Origin of the sequence: Paraburkholderia aromaticivorans (assembly GCF_002278075.1) — a bacterium.
Taxonomy (GTDB): Bacteria; Pseudomonadota; Gammaproteobacteria; order Burkholderiales; family Burkholderiaceae; genus Paraburkholderia; species Paraburkholderia aromaticivorans.
Map to the genome: position 1 here is coordinate 724,716 of NZ_CP022989.1, position 17,447 is coordinate 742,162.

18 protein-coding genes are annotated in these 17,447 nt (G+C 64.9%); 9 read left to right on the plus strand and 9 right to left on the minus strand.

Annotated features, from left to right (window positions below; all coding sequences use genetic code 11):
- The first annotated feature begins 96 nt into the window (after positions 1 to 96).
- The 6 genes from CJU94_RS03140 to CJU94_RS03160 are packed head-to-tail and all read left to right on the plus strand — an operon-like array spanning position 97 to position 5,401.
- Positions 97 to 813, plus strand: a complete 717-nt coding sequence (locus CJU94_RS03140) for a c-type cytochrome (protein ID WP_095417517.1) — start codon at positions 97 to 99, stop codon at positions 811 to 813.
- Positions 810 to 2,207: a c-type cytochrome gene (locus CJU94_RS03145; RefSeq protein ID WP_208645342.1), complete on the plus strand. Its 1,398-nt coding sequence runs from the start codon at positions 810 to 812 to the stop codon at positions 2,205 to 2,207. Before CJU94_RS03140 ends, CJU94_RS03145 begins: the two co-directional genes overlap by 4 nt.
- Positions 2,208 to 2,231: 24 nt before the next feature.
- Positions 2,232 to 2,408, plus strand: a complete 177-nt coding sequence (locus CJU94_RS41345) for a hypothetical protein (RefSeq protein WP_167397512.1) — start codon at positions 2,232 to 2,234, stop codon at positions 2,406 to 2,408.
- A 2-nt stretch (positions 2,409 to 2,410) separates the two neighbouring features.
- Positions 2,411 to 2,983 carry a cupredoxin domain-containing protein gene (locus CJU94_RS03150; RefSeq protein WP_095417518.1) on the plus strand — a complete coding sequence of 191 codons (573 nt, stop codon included), beginning with the start codon at positions 2,411 to 2,413 and terminating at the stop codon, positions 2,981 to 2,983.
- Positions 2,970 to 4,595 carry a b(o/a)3-type cytochrome-c oxidase subunit 1 gene (locus CJU94_RS03155; protein ID WP_095417519.1) on the plus strand — a complete coding sequence of 542 codons (1,626 nt, stop codon included), beginning with the start codon at positions 2,970 to 2,972 and terminating at the stop codon, positions 4,593 to 4,595. Before CJU94_RS03150 ends, CJU94_RS03155 begins: the two co-directional genes overlap by 14 nt.
- Entirely contained in the window at positions 4,592 to 5,401 is an 810-nt protein-coding gene (locus CJU94_RS03160; protein ID WP_095417520.1) for a c-type cytochrome, read from the plus strand. The genes CJU94_RS03155 and CJU94_RS03160 overlap by 4 nt, the downstream gene beginning before the upstream one ends.
- 72 nt (positions 5,402 to 5,473) lie before the next feature.
- On the opposite strand, the gene CJU94_RS03165 is transcribed toward CJU94_RS03160, so the two are convergent.
- Positions 5,474 to 7,120, minus strand: coding sequence for a methyl-accepting chemotaxis protein (locus tag CJU94_RS03165; protein ID WP_095417521.1), 1,647 nt, complete (start codon positions 7,118 to 7,120; stop codon positions 5,474 to 5,476).
- Positions 7,121 to 7,419: 299 nt separating this feature from the next.
- Here CJU94_RS03165 and CJU94_RS03170 point away from each other — a divergent pair, with 299 nt between their 5' ends.
- Positions 7,420 to 8,220 carry a bestrophin-like domain gene (locus CJU94_RS03170; protein WP_095417522.1) on the plus strand — a complete coding sequence of 267 codons (801 nt, stop codon included), beginning with the start codon at positions 7,420 to 7,422 and terminating at the stop codon, positions 8,218 to 8,220.
- A gap of 39 nt (positions 8,221 to 8,259) precedes the next feature.
- On the opposite strand, the gene CJU94_RS03175 is transcribed toward CJU94_RS03170, so the two are convergent.
- The 7 genes from CJU94_RS03175 to CJU94_RS03205 all read right to left on the minus strand — a co-directional run bounded on the left by CJU94_RS03175 (position 8,260) and on the right by CJU94_RS03205 (position 15,759).
- Complete coding sequence (locus CJU94_RS03175) at positions 8,260 to 9,072, minus strand: HpcH/HpaI aldolase/citrate lyase family protein (protein ID WP_095417523.1); 813 nt, start codon at positions 9,070 to 9,072, stop codon at positions 8,260 to 8,262.
- A gap of 32 nt (positions 9,073 to 9,104) precedes the next feature.
- A complete protein-coding gene (locus CJU94_RS03180) occupies positions 9,105 to 9,857 on the minus strand; it encodes a GntR family transcriptional regulator (RefSeq protein WP_095417524.1) in 753 nt (250 codons plus the stop codon).
- Between the two features lie 46 nt (positions 9,858 to 9,903).
- On the minus strand, positions 9,904 to 11,094 hold the full coding sequence (locus CJU94_RS03185) for a CaiB/BaiF CoA transferase family protein (RefSeq protein WP_095417525.1): 1,191 nt from the start codon (positions 11,092 to 11,094) through the stop codon (positions 9,904 to 9,906).
- Positions 11,091 to 12,254 carry an acyl-CoA dehydrogenase family protein gene (locus CJU94_RS03190; RefSeq protein WP_095417526.1) on the minus strand — a complete coding sequence of 388 codons (1,164 nt, stop codon included), beginning with the start codon at positions 12,252 to 12,254 and terminating at the stop codon, positions 11,091 to 11,093. The genes CJU94_RS03185 and CJU94_RS03190 overlap by 4 nt, the downstream gene beginning before the upstream one ends.
- Positions 12,255 to 12,264: 10 nt before the next feature.
- On the minus strand, positions 12,265 to 13,677 hold the full coding sequence (locus CJU94_RS03195; protein WP_095417527.1) for an MmgE/PrpD family protein: 1,413 nt from the start codon (positions 13,675 to 13,677) through the stop codon (positions 12,265 to 12,267).
- A 6-nt stretch (positions 13,678 to 13,683) separates the two neighbouring features.
- A complete protein-coding gene (locus CJU94_RS03200) occupies positions 13,684 to 15,090 on the minus strand; it encodes an MFS transporter (RefSeq protein WP_095420203.1) in 1,407 nt (468 codons plus the stop codon).
- A gap of 168 nt (positions 15,091 to 15,258) precedes the next feature.
- The gene (locus tag CJU94_RS03205) at positions 15,259 to 15,759 is read right to left on the minus strand and encodes a MaoC family dehydratase (RefSeq protein WP_091796783.1); all 501 of its coding nucleotides are present in this window, start codon (positions 15,757 to 15,759) and stop codon (positions 15,259 to 15,261) included.
- 338 nt (positions 15,760 to 16,097) lie between these two features.
- On the opposite strand from CJU94_RS03205, the gene CJU94_RS03210 reads away from it, so the two are divergent.
- Positions 16,098 to 16,442: an MmgE/PrpD family protein gene (locus tag CJU94_RS03210; RefSeq protein ID WP_244220912.1), complete on the plus strand. Its 345-nt coding sequence runs from the start codon at positions 16,098 to 16,100 to the stop codon at positions 16,440 to 16,442.
- 114 nt (positions 16,443 to 16,556) lie between these two features.
- A complete protein-coding gene (locus tag CJU94_RS03215) occupies positions 16,557 to 17,096 on the plus strand; it encodes a GlcG/HbpS family heme-binding protein (RefSeq protein WP_095417528.1) in 540 nt (179 codons plus the stop codon).
- Positions 17,097 to 17,126: 30 nt separating this feature from the next.
- Here the strand turns inward: CJU94_RS03215 and CJU94_RS41680 are convergent, their stop codons facing one another.
- On the minus strand, positions 17,127 to 17,345 hold the full coding sequence (locus tag CJU94_RS41680; protein WP_244220913.1) for a hypothetical protein: 219 nt from the start codon (positions 17,343 to 17,345) through the stop codon (positions 17,127 to 17,129).
- Positions 17,346 to 17,447 lie beyond the last annotated feature (102 nt).

The window sequence follows — 17,447 nt, forward strand, 5'->3', positions numbered from 1 at the left end:
AGTCGTCACGCGCTGTTCGCGGATCGAGAAGCCAGAACTCGAGCGCATGCGCGAGAAATAATCGAGAAGAAAGAACGTTCCCAATAGAGGTATGGCGTGCATCGTAGAACTATCGGATCGTCGGTTCTGTTAGTGTTTTACGTCATGTGGAGCGGCGTGGCGCTCGCCGCCACCGACGCGTCCAGCGCCATGCCCTCGGCCATGGACGAACGCGTGCGCGCCTGCACCTCATGTCATGGCGTGCAGGGCCAAGGCCTGAACAACGACTACTTTCCGCGCATTGCCGGCAAACCGGCCGAGTATCTGTTCAATCAGTTGACCGCATTCCGCGACGGCGGCCGCACCTATCCGCCAATGGGCTATCTGCTTGCCTTCCTGCCCGACGACTATCTGCGCAAGATCAGCCAGTACTTCGCCGATCTGCAACCGCCGTATCCCAACGCCGATCAGAGCGAGGTCGCGCCTGCGGTGCTCGCCGCCGGCCAGCGCCTCGTCACGCAGGGCGATCCGGCCCGCAAGATACCGGCGTGCATCGCGTGCCACGGCGCGCGCATGACCGGCACGCAGCCGGGTATTCCCGGCCTGCTCGGTCTGCACGCGAGCTACATCGCCGGGCAGATGGGCACGTGGCGTTCGGGCACGCGGCACGCGCTCGCGCCGGACTGCATGCATTCCATCGCGGTCAAGCTCACCGACAAGGACATCACCGCGGTATCGAGCTGGCTGGCGCGCCAGCCGCGTCCGGCTGATCCGCGGCCCGCTCCGGCGTCCGGCCAGCGGCTGCCTCTTGCATGCGGGAGCCAACCGCAATGAAGCCGACACTCCGCTCTCCAGGCTCTTTGCGCGCGCTGCGTACTGCCTTGCTCACCGCTTTGCTCGCCTTGACGAAGAGCCGGCGCGCGCAAGCGCCGCTCGTGTCCGGCCTGCTGGCCGCCGGCCTGATCGTGGCCGGCAGCGCCGCGCTCATGCGCGCTTCGCATACGCCGCTAATCGCCGACGCACGCGCCGCCGAAACCACGGCGGCATCCGCGGGCGGCAACGCCGACACGCGCCCCGACATCGTCAAACGCGGCGAGTATCTGGCGCGCGCCGGCGACTGCGTCGCCTGCCATACCGCGCCGCGCGGCAAACTGTTCGCGGGCGGCCTTGCCATGGAAACGCCGTTCGGCACGCTGTATTCGCCGAACATCACACCGGACGCGCAGTACGGCATCGGCACGTGGAGCCAGGACGCATTCTTCAAGATGATGCGCACCGGCCGCACGCCGGACGGCACGCTGATCTATCCGGCAATGCCGATCGCTCAATACACCAAGGTCACGCGCGAGGACTCGGACGCGATCTTCGCCTATCTGCAAACCGTCACGCCGGTTCGTCAGCCGAATCACAAACACACGCTGCGCTTCCCGTTCAATCAGCGCAACCTGCTCTACGGCTGGCGCACGCTGTATTTCCGCGAGGGCGAGTTCCAGCCCGATCCGACCAAATCGGTCGAATGGAACCGCGGGGCGTATCTGGTCGAAGGGCTCGGGCACTGCACGATGTGCCACACCAAGATCAACATGCTCGGCGGCTCGTCGCAAAGCGAACAGTTCGCGGGCGGCCTGATCCCGGTGCAGAACTGGTACGCTCCCTCGCTGACCTCGGACAAGGACGGCGGCCTCGGCGACTGGAGCACCAAGGACATCGTCGATCTGCTGCAAGCGGGCATTTCCGACCGCGGCGCCGTGTATGGGCCGATGGCCGAAGTCACGTACCACAGCCTGCAGTACATGAGCACCGACGACATCAAGGCAATGGCGGTTTATCTCAAGACCTTGCCCGACAAGAGCGGCCGCAAGTCCGGGCCGTCGGCGCCGACCAACACCAACGTGTTCGCGCTCGGCGAAAAAATCTACGCCGACAAATGCGCGCTCTGCCACGGCGCGAAGGGCGAAGGAAAGTTGCAGCACTACCCGCCGCTCGCCGGCAATCAGTCGATCGAAATGGACTCCTCGGTCAACCCGATTCGCATCGTGCTCAACGGCGGATTCCCGCCGGGCACGATGCGCAATCCGGAACCGTACGGCATGCCGCCTTTCGGTCACGAACTGAGCGACACCGAGGCTGCTGCCGTGGTCACCTATATCCGCACGGCGTGGGGCAATCACGGCCAACCCGTGACGTCCCGCGACGTCAACGCGTTGCGCGACGCGCCGCTGCATTGAACCGCCGCACTGGAGAGCCTTCAGATGGAAGCACACGAAACCGGTAGCGTGACCCCGCCGACGGACGACGAAGTAGAGCGCGTGGTCGCGGCCGGCCCGCATGGCGCGATTGCTCTCGCCGGTGTCGCCACGCTGATCGTCATGGCGATCTGGTTCGGCTTCTACTTCCTCGTGTTTCTGCCGCGCGGCGTGGTTCACTGATCATGTCGACCGATTCCAATCACCAACCGGGCGGCGGCCACGCGGTCGCCTTACGCGCCGAGCGCCGCTGGGCCATTTTCGCCGTCGCGCTGATCGTGCTGATGCTGGCCGTCATCGTGTATTCAGGACTCCATTGGGCGATGATGCCGCCCTCGCGCGTCGAAACGATCGATCCGTCGCGCCTGCAACTGTCCGGCGAATTCGTCGAAGACAATCTGGGCAGCGCGGTCGAGCCGGACGGCTCGGTGGTCGTGCGCTTCATCGCGCAGCAATACTCGTTCACGCCGCAATGCCTGCTGGTGCCCGCCGACACGCCGATCACGATCCGCACCACCAGCGCGGATGTCGTGCACGGCCTGCTCGTCACCGACACCAACATCAACACGATGGTCGTGCCCGGCTACGTCGCCACGCTGAACACGCGCTTCGACACGCCCGCGGATCACACCATGCCGTGCCACGAGTTCTGCGGCTTCGGCCATCAAGCCATGTGGGCGCACGTGAAAGTCGTCGACAAAGCCACCTTCTTCGAGCAGGCCCGACAATCACGGAGGCTGAGCTGTGTTTCACGCTAAGCGACTCGTTCTCGCGCATTTCTGGCTCGCCTTCATCGCGTTTCTGGTCGCGCTGCTGCTCGGCGCCTGGCAGATGCTGGTGCGCAGCCCACTCGTGCCGTGGGTCGGCGATCCCGAGCTGTACTACCGTTCGGTGACCGCGCACGGCTCGGTGATGGCCTACGTGCTGCCCACGCTGGTTTCCATGGGTTTCGGCTACGCGATTGTCGAACTCGCGCTCGCGCAGCGCCTCGTCGGTCTCAAATGGGCATGGGCCGCCTTCATCATGCTGGCGGTCGGCGCGGTGATGGCGATGGTGCCGGTGGCGCTCGGCCAGGCCTCGGTGCTCTACACCTTCTATCCACCGATGATCGGCAGTCCCTTCTATTACCTCGGCGTGGTGCTGGTGGTGGTGGGCTCGTGGATCTGGGTCGCGCTGATGCACGTCAACCTGCGCGTCTGGAAGCGCGCCAATCCGGGCAAGCCGGTGCCGCTCGCGATGTTCGCCAACGTGGCGGGCGCCTATCTGTGGGCATGGACGGCCGTCGGCGCGGCGCTGGAAATCCTGTTCCAGATCCTGCCGGTCGCGTTCGGCCTGACCAACACGATCGACGCCGGCCTCTCACGCATCCTGTTCTCCTGGACGCTGCACGCGATCGTCTACTTCTGGCTGATTCCGGCATATATCGCCTACTACACGCTGGTGCCGCGCGCGATCGGCGGCCGGCTCTATAGCGATTCGATGGCGCGCGTATCGTTCATCCTGTTCCTCGTCTTCGCGATGCCGATCGGCATCCACCACCTGTTCGCCGATCCGCAGGTCGGCTCCGGCTTCAAGTTCCTGCATGCCGTCTTCACCGGCATGGTGTCGGTGCCGACGCTGCTGACGGTGTTCACGATTTGCGCGTCGGTCGAAATCGCCGGCAGACTGCGCGGCGGCAAGGGCGCATTCGGCTGGATCACCGCGCTGCCCTGGCACAACCCGATGATGCTGGTGGTCGCGTTTTCGTTCGTGATGCTCGGACTCGGCGGCGCGGGCGGCCTGATCAACATGAGCTATCAGTTGAACTCGACCGTGCACAACACGCAGTGGGTCACCGGGCACTTCCATCTGATCTTCGGCGGCGCGATCGTCATCATGTACTTCGCGATCGCCTACGAACTGTGGCCGCAGCTGACCGGCCGCGCGCTCGTGTCGGTCAGGCTGGTGCGCACGCAGTTGTGGCTGTGGTTCATCGGCATGATGGTCGTGACGCTGCCGTGGCACTACGTCGGCCTGCTCGGCGCGCCGCGCCGCATGGCCTATTACGACTACAACACGCCGGGCATGCAGTCGCAGGCGTTCTGGGTCGGCATGTCGGCGGTGGGCGGATTGATTCTGGTGGCGTCCGGCGTGCTGTTCGTCTACATCCTCGTCAAATCGCAATTCGGCCCGGCGGTCCAGCAGCAAGGCTTCCGCTTTGCGAGCGCGGCGCAGCCGGTGGAGCGCGTGCCGGCCGCGCTCAACAGCTTCGGCTTGTGGGTGGCGTTGATGATCGGCCTCACGGTCGTCAACTACAGTGTGCCGATCGTGCAGTTGCTCAGACTGCCGCAGACCTCCGTGCCGGCAGTCGTCGTCGGAGCGCAGCGATGAATCATGAACGCGTCTTCAGCTTGCGCAACCCGTGGTTCACGTTGAGCGTGGGCGGCACGCTGGCGATTGCCGTCGTGTCGATACTGATCGGCTTCATCTGGCTGCCTTCGGCGAACAACACGTTCGGCGACCGCGGCTTATGGGCGACGATCTGCAGTGCCGCGGGCGCGCCGTCGAGCTGGTACGGCGGCGCCAATCTCACCGGCCCGGCGCCGAGCGAAGTGGTGGTCTTGCCGCCGCCACGGCGCGTGCGGGCCGACGCGAATTCGATCGGCCGCGGCGCGACGATAGCGACACAGAATTGCTCGATGTGCCACGGGGTGCTGGGCACGGTGCAGGTGACGGCGCCCGCATTGGCCGGCCAATATGCCGACGTGGTCTACAAAGAGTTGCGCGACTACCAGAGCGGCGTGCGCCAGAACGCGATCATGCAACCGATCATTGCGGCACGCAGCGATCAGGATCTGCACGATCTCGCGGCCTACTACGCATCGCTGCCGCGAGCCCCCGCGGCGGAGTCGCAACCCACCGGTGTGGAACCGGACGCGAATGCGGTGAAGCTCGCCATGCAGGGCGATCCGCAGCGCAATATCGCCCCTTGCGCCGCATGTCACGGTCAGCTCGACCGCAAGGGCGCGGCGCCGTGGCTGGGCGGCCAATCGTCGATCTATCTCGCGGCGCAGATGCGCGCCTTTGCTTCCGGCGCCAGACACAACGATATCAATGAGCAGATGCGCAACGTGTCGCGGCAGATGACGTCCGCCGAGATCGACAGTCTGGCCAAATATTACGCGGCCATGCAGTAGCAAGCGTTTTGCCCGGGAGGCGCGACGGGAGCGAAAGACCCGGCACGCCGCCGCGCAAGGCGGGCGCCGATATCAAGCCGTTGCGAACTCGCTTGCATCCGTTGTCCTCGGCGTGGCGGCCGAACCGCCGCGCCGCGCGGCAAACTGCGACGACGACGCACCGCTGCCGGTCTGGAACACCGACACAGCGGAAGTCAGCCGCCGCGCCTGCTCTTCCAGCGAACCCGCCGCCGCCGCGGCCTGCTCGACGAGCGCGGCGTTTTGCTGAGTCACCTCGTCCATCTGCGCCACCGCCAGATTGACTTGATCGATGCCGGTGCTCTGTTCGGTCGCGGCTGCTGCAATTTCCCCCATGATCGCACTCACGCGTGCGATCGCGTCGACGATCTCGGTCATCGTCGAGCCCGAGCGGTGAACCAGTTGCGAGCCGGCCTGCACCCGCGCCGTCGATTCGTCGATCAAACCCTTGATCTCCTTCGCCGCTGCCGCACTGCGCTGCGCGAGCGAGCGCACTTCGCTTGCCACCACCGCGAAGCCGCGTCCCTGCTCGCCGGCTCGCGCGGCTTCGACCGCGGCGTTCAGCGCGAGAATATTGGTCTGAAACGCGATCCCTTCGATCACGCCGACAATGTCGGCAATGCGCCGCGAATCGTCGACGATGCCATGCATCGTGCCCACCACCTGCTCTGTCAGATCGCCGCCTTGCGCGGCCAGACTGGATGCGCCCTGGGCGAGCGAGCTGGCCTGCTTCGCGTTATCCGCGGTCTGCTTGACCGTCGAGGTGAGCTGTTCGATGCTCGCCGCTGTTTCTTCGAGAGACGCGGCCTGTTCCTCGGTGCGTTGCGACAGATTGGTATTGCCCGCGGCGATCTCGCTCACGCCGGTGTCGATGGATTCGGTGCCTTCACGCACCGAGTTCACCGTCGCGATCAGCGCTTCCTGCATCTTGCGCAATGCCGCCGCGAGACGGCCCATTTCATTACCGCTCGCCACGACGATCTGCCCGGTCAGGTCGCCATTGGCGATGCGCTGAAACTGCGCGATGGTGGCGTCGACCGGATTGACGATCGCGCGCACCAGCACCGCGCGGCCGATCCACGAACCGAGCAGCGACGCGGCCATGCCGACCGCCACTGCAATACAGATCGCATAGAACAGGTCTTGCGCATCCTGATAGCGCTGCGCCCCGTGATCGATCTGCAACTGTTCGAGCGTGAGCATAGCCTTTTCGTACGCGGTATAGAGCGACGGCAGCTTGTGCGCCTGCAATTGCTGGAAGGCCGTCCGGTCACCGGACTTGAGCGCGGCGAGCGCCGGTTCCACGCCTTCGCGCAGGAAGGTGTCACGCTTGTCCTGCATGTCCTTGATGAGGCGCTGCTCGTCGGCGTCCGCGCTCGCGCGGCTCACATAGTGGGCAAGGCGGTCGTTCGATCCTTTCTGGTACTGATCGAAACGTTTGAGCACGGCGTTCGCGCCGTCCTGATCGTTCAGGTCGACGAGCGATGCGTACGTCGCCAGCGCGAGCCGCAGGCGCAACAACTGTCCGGCGCTGCCTTCGAGGTCGGCAACAGCCGGCGTGTCGACCGTGTACATCTGCTGCAGCGAGGCGTTGCTCGAGCGCAGCGACAGCAGGCCCGCCGCGGCGCCGACCAGCAACACGATGCCGAAAAACACGATCATCATGGTCAGGCAGGTGCGAATCGACAGATTTTTCAACATCGGGCTTGTCTCCGTGGGTCTGCCTGACCGAATGTTCGTTAAATGCCCCGGCCACGCGCGCTGCGCCCCAAGCCCATTCGACCAGGTCCGCAACTATTATCTGAATTTAAGCGAATGCCACATGTAAGGACTACGGCGCGACAGCGGAAAACTTGATGGTCGCTGGCGCATGCTTTGTGCTACAGCAACTTACAAGCGAATGTGAACGGTGACGCGCGCCCGCGATTGCGGGACTGCCCGGGTTTCCGGCGGGCGGCGCTTGATGGAAAGTGACGGGAATGCGTCTACGGAGCATGGGTATGTCGGAAGCGAGCACGACCGTGGTGGTTTTCCTTCTCTTGCTACTCGCGACCGGCGTCGGCGTGTGGGTGCGTCCGCTGTTGCCGGAAGAGCATAAGGCGCATGAAACCGTGCAGTTGATCCAGCTGGTAATCGGCATGCTGGTGACGTTTGCCGCGCTGGTACTCGGCTTGATGACGGCATCGGCGAAGTCCAGCTTCGACACGGCGTCGAACGATTTACGCGCCTATGCGGCCGATCTGATCGAGTTCGACACGACCTTGCGCGAATACGGTGCGGATACCGGCCCGGCCCGGCAGCTGTTGCGCCAGTACACCGCTGCGGCGATTGCCTCGACGTGGCCCACCGAAACACCGCCCACTGGCGACTACCCCAAGGACATCGGCTCGCAAGGCAATTCGCAGAAACTGGAGAACGTGCGGCTCGGCGATATGCTGACCGCCGTGGGCAGGGAGTTGCGCAAACTGCGGGCGCACGACCCGCTGCAGCAGCGCGCGCTCGACGACGGGTTGAACCAGTACCGGCGCGTGGTGGACGCGCGGTGGAAAATCATCGAGGAAGCGCACAGCTCGATTTCCCAGCCGTTCCTCAAAACATTGACCTTCTGGCTGGGCGTGATCTTTCTGAGTTTCGGTTTGATCGCGCCGCGCAACGCGCTGGCATTGGTCACGATCTTGCTGGGCGCGGTGTCGATTGCGTCCGCGATCTATGTGATCGTCGATCTGGATACCCCGTTCACCGGGCCGATCGTCATCTCCAGTTCGCCGCTGCGAGACGCGTTGGACCATTTGCGCCGGTGAGCGTGGCTTGCCCGGCCGCCGGCCAGAACCGGCGGACCTTCACTGCGTGAGCGTGTCGAACGCCGCAATCCGCTTCGCCCGCTCGATGACCGGCCGGTCGACCAGCTTGCCGTCGACCGCGAACGCCCCTTCCGGATGCTCGCGACAGGCCGCGAGGACGCGCGCCGCCCACCGGCGCTCGTCCTCGCTGGGCGCGAAGCCGCGGTTGACCGGCTCCACCTGGCGCGGATGAATGCACAGCTTGCCGCCGAAGCCGAAGCGCCGCGCCTTGGCCACATGCTCGGTCAACCGCGCGAAATCGTCGAGTTCCAGCGTCACACCGTCGATCGGCGCGGCGAGACCCGCGTAGCGCGATTCGATCACCATCTGCGAACGCACGTGGTCCAGCTCGGCGCCGAGCCCTTCCACGCCGGCGTCGCCGCAAAAATCCACGGTGCCGAACGCAAGCCTCGTGACCGACGGCGCGGCGGCGATGTCGCGCATCGCCACCACACCCGCGACGCTTTCGATGAGCGCCACGATGCGCGTCGCCGCCGGCAGCCGTGCGGCGACATCGGCGAGTTGCTGCGCGCTGTCCGATTTCGGCAGCATCAGCGCGGCAATGCCGCAGGCGCTCACCATGGCCACGTCGTCGAGATGCCACGGCGTGCCCACCGCGTTCACGCGGACCATGAGCCGCGCGGGATCGGCCGTGGCCAGCCAGCGTTGCAGGCCGTCGCGCGCGGCAAGCTTCGCCGCCGGCACGACCGCGTCTTCGAGATCGATCACCACCGCGTCGGCGCCGGTGTCGAGCGCCTTGGCGAAGCGCTCTGGCCGGTCGCCCGGCACGAACAGATAACTGCGTGCGTCCATCCTGCTCTCCTGAACGGCACGCCGCGATGCTGCTAGTTGGCGTGCCAGTCGCGTTGAAATGTTTCGGAATAACTGTAGCGATCCGCCGGATGCACGCTGATGGTCAACTCGACCACCTGCGCGCGCCGGTTCAGATAACGGCGGCACAACCACAGCGCCGGCGAGCGCGGCTTCGCGTTCAGCCGTTGCGCGAGCGCCGCCGGCAGCGCGACCGCGCGGATTTCCTGCTGCACCTCGGCGATCTGCTCGCCGAACTGTTTTTCGATCAGCGTGTAGATCGGCACATGCGTGCGGCCGCTCAGCCCCGTCAACGAGCGGAACGCCGGGTGGATATACACCTGCGTGTGGCAGATCGGCTCGACGCTATCCGGCGAGCGGCGAATGCCCTCGGCCAGCAACCAGGTTTCGCCCGGTTTTGCATTGAGCCGTTCGAGCAGTTCGGCGTCGTCGATCTCGACGGTCTGCGTGGATGCGATCTCCAGCTCCGTGTCGGCCGTATAGCGGTGCAGATCGCTCAGGCGCTCCATGACCTGACGGTACGCGGTCTCGGTCTGCGTGGCTTTCACGCGGGTGCCGATGCCGGGCCGCCGGTCCACCAGACCGCGCTGTTCGAGTTGCTTGATGGCCTGACGCACCGTGAAGCGGCTCGCGCCGAACTGCTCGCAGAGCTCGAACTCGGTCGGCAGCAACGTGCCGATGGGAAACTGCCCGCCCTGAATCTCGTTGAGGAGCGTCTGTGCCAGTTGCATGTAGCGCGGCTGTTGCCCGAGGACTGTCGTGGCCATCTCGATGTGCAAAAAAGTGGAAGAGCGGACGGTTGCCCGCCCGGCCTTATTGCACCACACCCGCCTCTCTCAGCAAAGCTATCCTTTCCGGACCATAGCCCAGCTCGTCGAGCAACCGTTGGGTGTCCTGCCCGAGGTCCGGCGCCGCGCGCGTCGGCAGCGGCTCGTCGATCCGCACCGGCGCAGCCACGCCGCGTACCGTGCCGAAGCGCGGGTGCTCGGCGTTCACCACGCATTCGCGCTCGGCAACGAAGGGATTCTCCAGCGCCTCCTTGACGTCGAACACCGGCGCCGCCGGCACGCGACCGCCGAAGCGTTCGAGCCATTGCGCGGTGGTGGAGCTCGAGAGCACCGCGTCCAGTTCGGTCTGCACCAGCTCGCGATTCGCAAGGCGCGCCTGAAAGTTGCAAAAGCGCGGATCGGTTACCCACGACGGTTTGTCGAGCACTTCCGCGAGTACGCCCCAGAACTTTTCCTTGTTGCACATCAGGAAAATCCAGCCGTCCCGGGTCTTGTACAACTGGCTCGGCGTGAGCGACGGATGCGACGAGCGGTTCTCGCGCCCCGTCACCACGCCGCCGTTCAGATACCACGTTGCGACATACGCGAGGTTATGCAGCGCCACGTCGAACAGACTCACGTCGATGTCGCGTCCCTTGCCCGAGGTCTTCGCATCGACGAGACCGGCGAGCAGCGCCATCGCCGCGGTCGTGCCGGTCATCAGATCGATGATCGACAGGCCGAAGCGCGCGGGCGGACTGTCAGGTTCGCCCGTGACCGACAGGTAGCCGGCCTCGGCCTGCATCAGATAGTCGTAGCCGGGCCATGCCGCGCGGCTGCCGCTGCGGCCATACGCGGACAGATGCCCGCAGACGATCTTCGGATTCGCCTCGCGCAGTTGCTCATACGTGAGCCCGAGTTTGGCCGGCAGATCGCCGCGCAGGTTGTTGAACACCGCGTCGCTTTTCGCGACGAGGTCCAGCAGCACCGCGCGCGCTTCGGGCTTTTTCAGATCGAGCGTGAGACTGCACTTGTTGCGATTGAACGCTTCGAAAAAATGGCTATCGCCCTCGCCGAAAAAATATGGGCCGACCGCGCGGCCGACGTCGCCGCCATTGGTGGGATGCTCGATCTTGATGATCTCCGCGCCGAGGTCCGCGAGATGCTGGGTCGCGAACGGCCCTGCGCCGTATTGTTCGATGGCGAGCACGCGCACGCCTGAAAGAGGCAAACTCATACCGGACTCCTTTCGATCAGCTGCTTGGCGATGATGATGCGTTGCATCTCGTTCGTGCCTTCGCCAATGGTGAGGAGCGGCGCATCGCGATACAGGCGCTCGACGTTGTACTCCTTCGAATAGCCGTACGCGCCGTGAATGCGCATGGCCTCGATGCTGTTTTCCAGCGCGGCTTCGGTGGCGAAATATTTCGCCATGCCGGCTTCCATATCGCAGCGCTCGCCGCGGTCGTACTTCTGCGCGGCGGCATCGACCAGCAGACGCCCCGCTTCGACGCGCGTCGCCATTTCGCCGAGCTTCAACTGGATCGCCTGGTGTTCGCAGATCGGTTTGCCGAAGGTTTTGCGCTGCTGCGAATAGCTGACGGATTCATCGAGCGCGGCTTGCGCGACGCCCACGCCGCGCGCCGCGACATTGATACGGCCGAGTTCCAGGCCGCCGAGTATCTGCTGCAAACCCTTGCCTTCCACGCCGCCGATCAACGCATCCACGGACACGTGATAGTCGTTGAACGACAACTCGCAGGTATCGATGCCTTTGTAGCCGAGCTTTTCGAGCTGGCGGCTGACTTCGAATCCGGGCCCTTTCTGCACCAGCAGCAAGCTCATGCCGCGATGCCGCGGCTGCGCCGTCGTATCCGTCTTCACCAGCAGCGCCAGCGTATTGCCGTGCTTGCTGTTGGTGATCCACGTCTTGTTGCCGTTCACCACGTATTCGTCGCCGACGCGTTTGGCGGTAGTGCGAATCGCCTGCAGATCGGTGCCGCAATCGGGCTCGGTGAGGCCGATGCCGCCGCGCCATTCGCCGGTGGCGAACTTCGGCAGATATTTGCTTTTCTGTTCAGGCGTGCCGTTGCGCTGCACCAGCATCGCGAGAATCAGATGCGAGTTGATGATGCCGCTCACCGACATCCATACCCGCGAGATGCGCGCGATGATCTGCGCGTAGGTCCGCGTCGACAGTCCCAGCCCGCCGTACTCGGGATCGATGATGCAGCCGAACAGGCCCATCTCCTTCATCTTCTCGACGATCTCCGCCGGGTAGATATCGTCGTGATCGAACTTGTGGACGTAAGGACGCACCTCGGTGTCGAGAAAGCGCTCCAGCGAGTCGAGAATCAGTTGATCGTTTTCCAGCGTATCGAGTTCAGTTGCGGTCATGGTGACTTCCTTAAGATGCGGAGTGTCCGGCAAGCGTGTCGGCGAGCGCGCGGGCCGGCTGTTCGTCGAGCTGCAAAACGGCGTGGGCGACCTGTTCGGCCGCGCTGCGGCAAATGCTGCGCTGCGCGTTCGCGTGGAACTTGGCGACGATGTCGTCGTTGCTGACTGGCCGGTCCGCGCAGCCGCGATTGATCGCCTCGCGATGCGCGACGCGCGAACCGTCGCTGCGCTCCACCGCGACTTCGCCGGTGTAGTGGCGCGGGAAGGTCGTGTCGGGATCGATTTCGTAATCGACCCGAGCCGCCAGCGCCAGCACCGCGGGATCGGCGAGCGCGGCCGGTTCGAGTTCGTCGAGCGTGAAGCGGCCTTTGAGCAACGCCGTCGCGACGATGTACGGCACGCTGAACTGCGCGTCGTAAGCGGTCACCGGTTTGCGCTTCGCCTCGACCGGTTCGCACACGATCTCGACCGTGCCGCGCGGCACCCTGGCGACCACGCGTTTGATCGAGTCGAGCTTTTCTGCCGAGAAACGATGCTCGCGATGCAACGCGATCGCCGCGTCGGCGACTGCATGGGTGAAATGACAGGCCGGCAGCGGTTTGATCGCCACTTCGTCGATCTGCCAGGTGCTGCCGAGGCCTTCCGTGGCGAGTTCACGGCCGGCCGCGTCGAGCGGCTTGCCGAGGTGGCTCGCGTAGAGCCCGAAGCGTCCTTCGTAGGCCAGACGCGGACCGGTGAAGCCGTGCCTCGCGAGCGTCGCGGCGGTGATCGCCGAGGCCGCCGCGAAACCCGGATGAGCGCGCTTGGTCCACGCGCCGTCTTCGAGAAATTCGAGGCTGCCGGCCGCCATCGACAGCACGATGCCTTGCGCATGCGCCACGCGAGCCTCGTCCAGTTGCAGCAAACGCGCTGCGGCCACCGCGCAGCCGAATGCGCCGACCAACCCCGTTGGATGAAAGCCGGCGTCGTGGAATCCGCCCTTGGCCGCCGACGCCACGCGCGTCGACACTTCCATTGCGACGATATAGGCGCTCAGCAGATCCGCGCCGCTTACGCCGTCGCGATCGGCGAGCGCGAGCACGCAGGGCAACGCGCTGGTGGTCGAGTGAATGACGCCGCGTGAATGCGTGTCGTCGAAGTCGAGACCGTGGATCAGCACGCCGTTCATCATCGCGGCATCGCGCAGGCCGAGACGCCGCCCGTAGCCGATGACCGGCGAAGTGCCGCTGCCGAGTTCGGAACAGGCCGCGAACGACACATCCGCATACGGATAACCACGCGAGGCGAACGCAATGCCGACGGCGTCGAGAATCAGATGCTTGGCGCGCGTCTGGACCGCACGCGGCACGTCACGCAATTGCAGACCCAAACCGAAGCGCGCGTACTGGTCGGACAGCGTGACGGAGGTATCGAGTGAAGTCATGGAGAGTTAACGTTGCTGGGTAGCGGGTAGCGGATCGGAATCGGTGTCGAGGCTCGGCGAGATCCGTTCGAGCGCGTGCTGATTGGTTTCCACACGCAGCAGCAAAATGCCGAACACCAGCAGCGCGAGGACGCTGCTCACCATGGCCAGCACACCGGACACACCGAACGCGTTGTAGAGCACCACCGCGAGATACGGCGTGGTCATCGAGGCGGCCCGGCCGCAAACACCCGCCGTGCCGGTGCCCCGCAGGCGCAGCTCGGTCGGAAAGAGTTCGGGGATGTAGGCGAACAAGCCGAGCGTGGTGACCGTATAGATGCAGGTGACCAGCACGAAGCCGACACTGCTGATTGCCCAGCCCGCATGCATGGTCGGATAGATGAAGCCGACCACGATCGTGGCGATCGCGAAGATCACGAGACCACGAGCACGGCCGACACGATCCGCGCAGAGAAAGCCGATCAATGCGCCGCCCGGCGCGCCGAACGCCATCAGCGTCGTGAAGCCGAGCGATTGCACGATGGTGAGGCCTTCCTTGACGAAGAAGGTAGGCAGCCACGCAACAAAGCCGTACACCGAAATATTCACGGCGACCGCCGTGAGAATGGCGACCAGCGTCCGGCCGAGCATGGCATGCGAAAACAGTGCGGAGAACGGCGCTTTCGGCACTTCCAGACTTTCGGTGCGCTCCACCGGCGGCAACGGACCTTTTTTCCGCTGCACCTCGTTCTCGATGGCCGAAACGGTCGCTTCGGCTTCGTCGCTGCGTCCCACTGATTCGAGCCAGCGCGGCGACTCCGGCATCCGGTGCCGCAGCACCCAGACGATAAGCGCACCGACGCCGGCAATCCCGAACATGTAGCGCCAGCCCAGAAGCGGAATCACGACGTAGCCCACCGCCGTCGACACCAGCAAACCGGAATTGATGATGAGCGCGAGCAACGCAGTCCAGCGTCCGCGAGAGGCGGGCGGGATGAATTCGCACAAGGTGCCCGCGGCGACCACCAGCTCGGCGCCGAGACCGATGCCCATGATCAGCCGCAACACGATCAGCCACGTCATGTTCGGCACGAAGCACGCGGCGATCGACGCGATGCCGAAGATCAACAGATTGGTCTGATACGACGAGCGGCGGCCGAAGCGGTCGCCGAGATAACCGGCAAAGCCTGCGCCGATCAGCATGCCGAAGAATGTCACCGAAATGAACAGCGCGTTCAGCTTCAGGTCCGAGAAGCCCGCTTTCACCATCGCGCCGAGCGCGCCGGCGGCGAGATAAATGTCGAAGGCGTCGAGAAAGGCGCCCGCGCTGATGAGGCCGAGAACCTTCCAGTGAAAGGACGCGATGGGCAGGCGATCGAGTCGCGCGCCCGAGTTGACGATACCGATAGCCACCTTTGTCTCCTTGGTGTGCATGCGGCCGAGTTGACGCTCGCCGCATCGCGACGCCTGTTCGGGCGTCGCCGGAATCCGCGCGCGGGCTGCTCTTGCCGGCAGATGCGCGCTATGTGCTGCGTGTCGTTCCCAGACTGCCCGAGCGCCGAGCCCGATCATGCGGCCGGCGGCACGAGGGTGACGCGTCGCTCAATCGCCGACGCCGTGGCCGCGTGCCGGCACGAGAGCGCTGCGCACGAAATCCATGATCGGCGTGCCGTCCTGCTTGAACGCGCGGGTCTGCACGGTGACGATGCCCTGTCCCGGACGCGACTTCGATTCGCGCTTTTCGAGCACTTCGGATTCCGCATAAATCGTGTCGCCGCAAAACACCGGCCCGGTCAGACGGATTTCTTTCCAGCCGAGGTTGGCGATCGCCTTGCCGCTGACGTCGTTCACCGAGAGTCCCAGCACCACGGCAACCGTCAGCCCGCTATTGACGAGCAGGCGGCCGAATTCGCTTTTGGCCGCGTAGGCGGCATCGCAATGCATCGGATGGAAATTCATCGTCAGCAGCGAGAAGTGGATGTTGTCGGCTTCCGTAATAGTGCGCCCGGGGCGGTGTTCGTAGATGTCGCCGACCTGGAAATCTTCGAGGTAGCGGCCGTAGCTGGCGCGAATACGGTGTTTGACTGCGAGGTCTGACTCCATGCCTGTCTCCTGTTTCGAATGACTTTTATCTGCGTTTGTTACTTTGTCCGTACAAACTATGAATCGAGTATTGTCGGCCGACGGGGGAATGTCAAGGCGACATTCGTCGAAGCGGCCGGTCATTGCGGTCAAACGTGCCGCCAAGGCACGCCAGGACTGGCGACCAGGTTTATCCCTGGCAACTGGTGCGGATGGGGACGTAGCAATGGCGGCGCCGATGCCAGACGGGCATTAACCCTTGCCGGATTCCGATTCCCACGCCTGGGCTCGCCGGCTTCGCCGTCGCGATCGGTACTGAAGCCGCCACGCGCATTCTGGCCTCGGCCGATAGCGACGCGTTGCGCGCACGCTGGAACGTGGCATCGTCGGTGGGCTTGGCGGGTGCCGTGCTGGCGGTATCGCGCCTGCTGCAGCTCGACGCAGCACATACACCTCGTGCGCCCGGCCTCGCGGCAACCCGGGCGGCGGGACTCTCGCACAATGCCGACCACGCCATGGAAGCGATCGAGATCGGCAAGGCCGCGGCGGACGCGCTCGAAGCCGCGATGATCGCGAAGCACGGGTTCGCGAGCGCGGCCGCGTCGATCGACGGACGGCGTGGCTTTGCCGCGCTGATGGCGTATCATTTTGACGCCGCCGCCATTACCGACGCGCTGGGCACACACTGGACTTCGCTCGATTGAGCGGCCCGCTTCGCCCGCGGTGCCGGACCCGGCGGGTGAAACAGTCAGCCACCGTTTTTGCTCGACGCGCTCGACCTGCGCGACGCCTGACAGGTCACAACACGGAAATCCGCTATGACCAGCAAGCGAATGATCAAAGCCTCGTTGCTCGCGCTGTGCTCGCTATGCGCGGCGATCAGCGGCACCAACGCGCAGACGCCCGCGTCTCAACCTTCGGCCGGCGGCCTGCCGGCGCGCTCGCCGTTCGACATTCCATACGGCATGCCGATCAGCCTGCAAAACGCGAGACAGGCGCTCGAAGCCGCGGAAGCCGAAGCCGCCCGGCACGGTTGGCCCGAAGCCATCGCGGTGACCGATCCCAGTGGAGAACTCGTCGCGTTCGCGAAGATGGACGACACGCAGAACGCGGCGCCGAACATCGCGCTGCGCAAGGCCGCAACCGCCGCACGCTTTCGCCGCGATACGCGCACGTTCTACAACGCCTTCGAATCCGGCCACACCTATGCGGCGACGCTCGATCCTTCGATGGCCGCCTCACCCGGCGGCTATCCGCTCGTGATTGGCGGCAAGATCGTCGGCGCGATCGGATGCAGCGGCGGCAGCGGCGACCAGGATGCGGATATCTGCAAGGCGGGCGCGGACGCGCTGAAGTAGACGCGCGGATTGCCGGGCGCGGCGGATCGTTTATCCGCGCGACGCGGCCGAGCCGTGGATGCGATCAGTCCTGCAAGCCGCGTACGTTGCGATCGGAACAACGGCTCGATGCATGACCGGAACGTCGTCATGCAGCCGAAGATTATCCGCAGTGGCAAGCCGTGCGCCGCACTCGAGCTTGAGCGTCGACGCGAGCGCCGGGCTCGCCCACTCTTTGCCGAAGCGCAGCAGGCGCGCGGTCACCGTCATTAATTCGCCGGTATCCTGGCGAGCCGGAAGCGGAGACGGAAAAACGGGTGGTTTTGCGGCGCCGATGGACGCTTATTGCGGGCACGCCGGTTGGGACGGGGC

Bases quoted from the DNA above. Each gene is read 5' to 3' on its own strand.
- CJU94_RS41345 (WP_167397512.1), top strand. From the start codon at position 2,232: ATGGAAGCACACGAAACCGGTAGCGTGACCCCGCCGACGGACGACGAA.
- CJU94_RS03160 (WP_095417520.1), top strand. From the start codon at position 4,592: ATGAATCATGAACGCGTCTTCAGCTTGCGCAACCCGTGGTTCACGTTG.
- CJU94_RS03150 (WP_095417518.1), top strand. From the start codon at position 2,411: ATGTCGACCGATTCCAATCACCAACCGGGCGGCGGCCACGCGGTCGCC.
- CJU94_RS03200 (WP_095420203.1), bottom strand. From the start codon at position 15,090: ATGCACACCAAGGAGACAAAGGTGGCTATCGGTATCGTCAACTCGGGC.
- CJU94_RS03180 (WP_095417524.1), bottom strand. From the start codon at position 9,857: ATGGCCACGACAGTCCTCGGGCAACAGCCGCGCTACATGCAACTGGCA.
- CJU94_RS03205 (WP_091796783.1), bottom strand. From the start codon at position 15,759: ATGGAGTCAGACCTCGCAGTCAAACACCGTATTCGCGCCAGCTACGGC.
- CJU94_RS03175 (WP_095417523.1), bottom strand. From the start codon at position 9,072: ATGGACGCACGCAGTTATCTGTTCGTGCCGGGCGACCGGCCAGAGCGC.
- CJU94_RS41680 (WP_244220913.1), bottom strand. From the start codon at position 17,345: ATGACGGTGACCGCGCGCCTGCTGCGCTTCGGCAAAGAGTGGGCGAGC.
- CJU94_RS03185 (WP_095417525.1), bottom strand. From the start codon at position 11,094: ATGAGTTTGCCTCTTTCAGGCGTGCGCGTGCTCGCCATCGAACAATAC.
- CJU94_RS03145 (WP_208645342.1), top strand. From the start codon at position 810: ATGAAGCCGACACTCCGCTCTCCAGGCTCTTTGCGCGCGCTGCGTACT.
- CJU94_RS03170 (WP_095417522.1), top strand. From the start codon at position 7,420: ATGTCGGAAGCGAGCACGACCGTGGTGGTTTTCCTTCTCTTGCTACTC.
- CJU94_RS03195 (WP_095417527.1), bottom strand. From the start codon at position 13,677: ATGACTTCACTCGATACCTCCGTCACGCTGTCCGACCAGTACGCGCGC.
- CJU94_RS03190 (WP_095417526.1), bottom strand. From the start codon at position 12,254: ATGACCGCAACTGAACTCGATACGCTGGAAAACGATCAACTGATTCTC.
- CJU94_RS03165 (WP_095417521.1), bottom strand. From the start codon at position 7,120: ATGTTGAAAAATCTGTCGATTCGCACCTGCCTGACCATGATGATCGTG.
- CJU94_RS03215 (WP_095417528.1), top strand. From the start codon at position 16,557: ATGACCAGCAAGCGAATGATCAAAGCCTCGTTGCTCGCGCTGTGCTCG.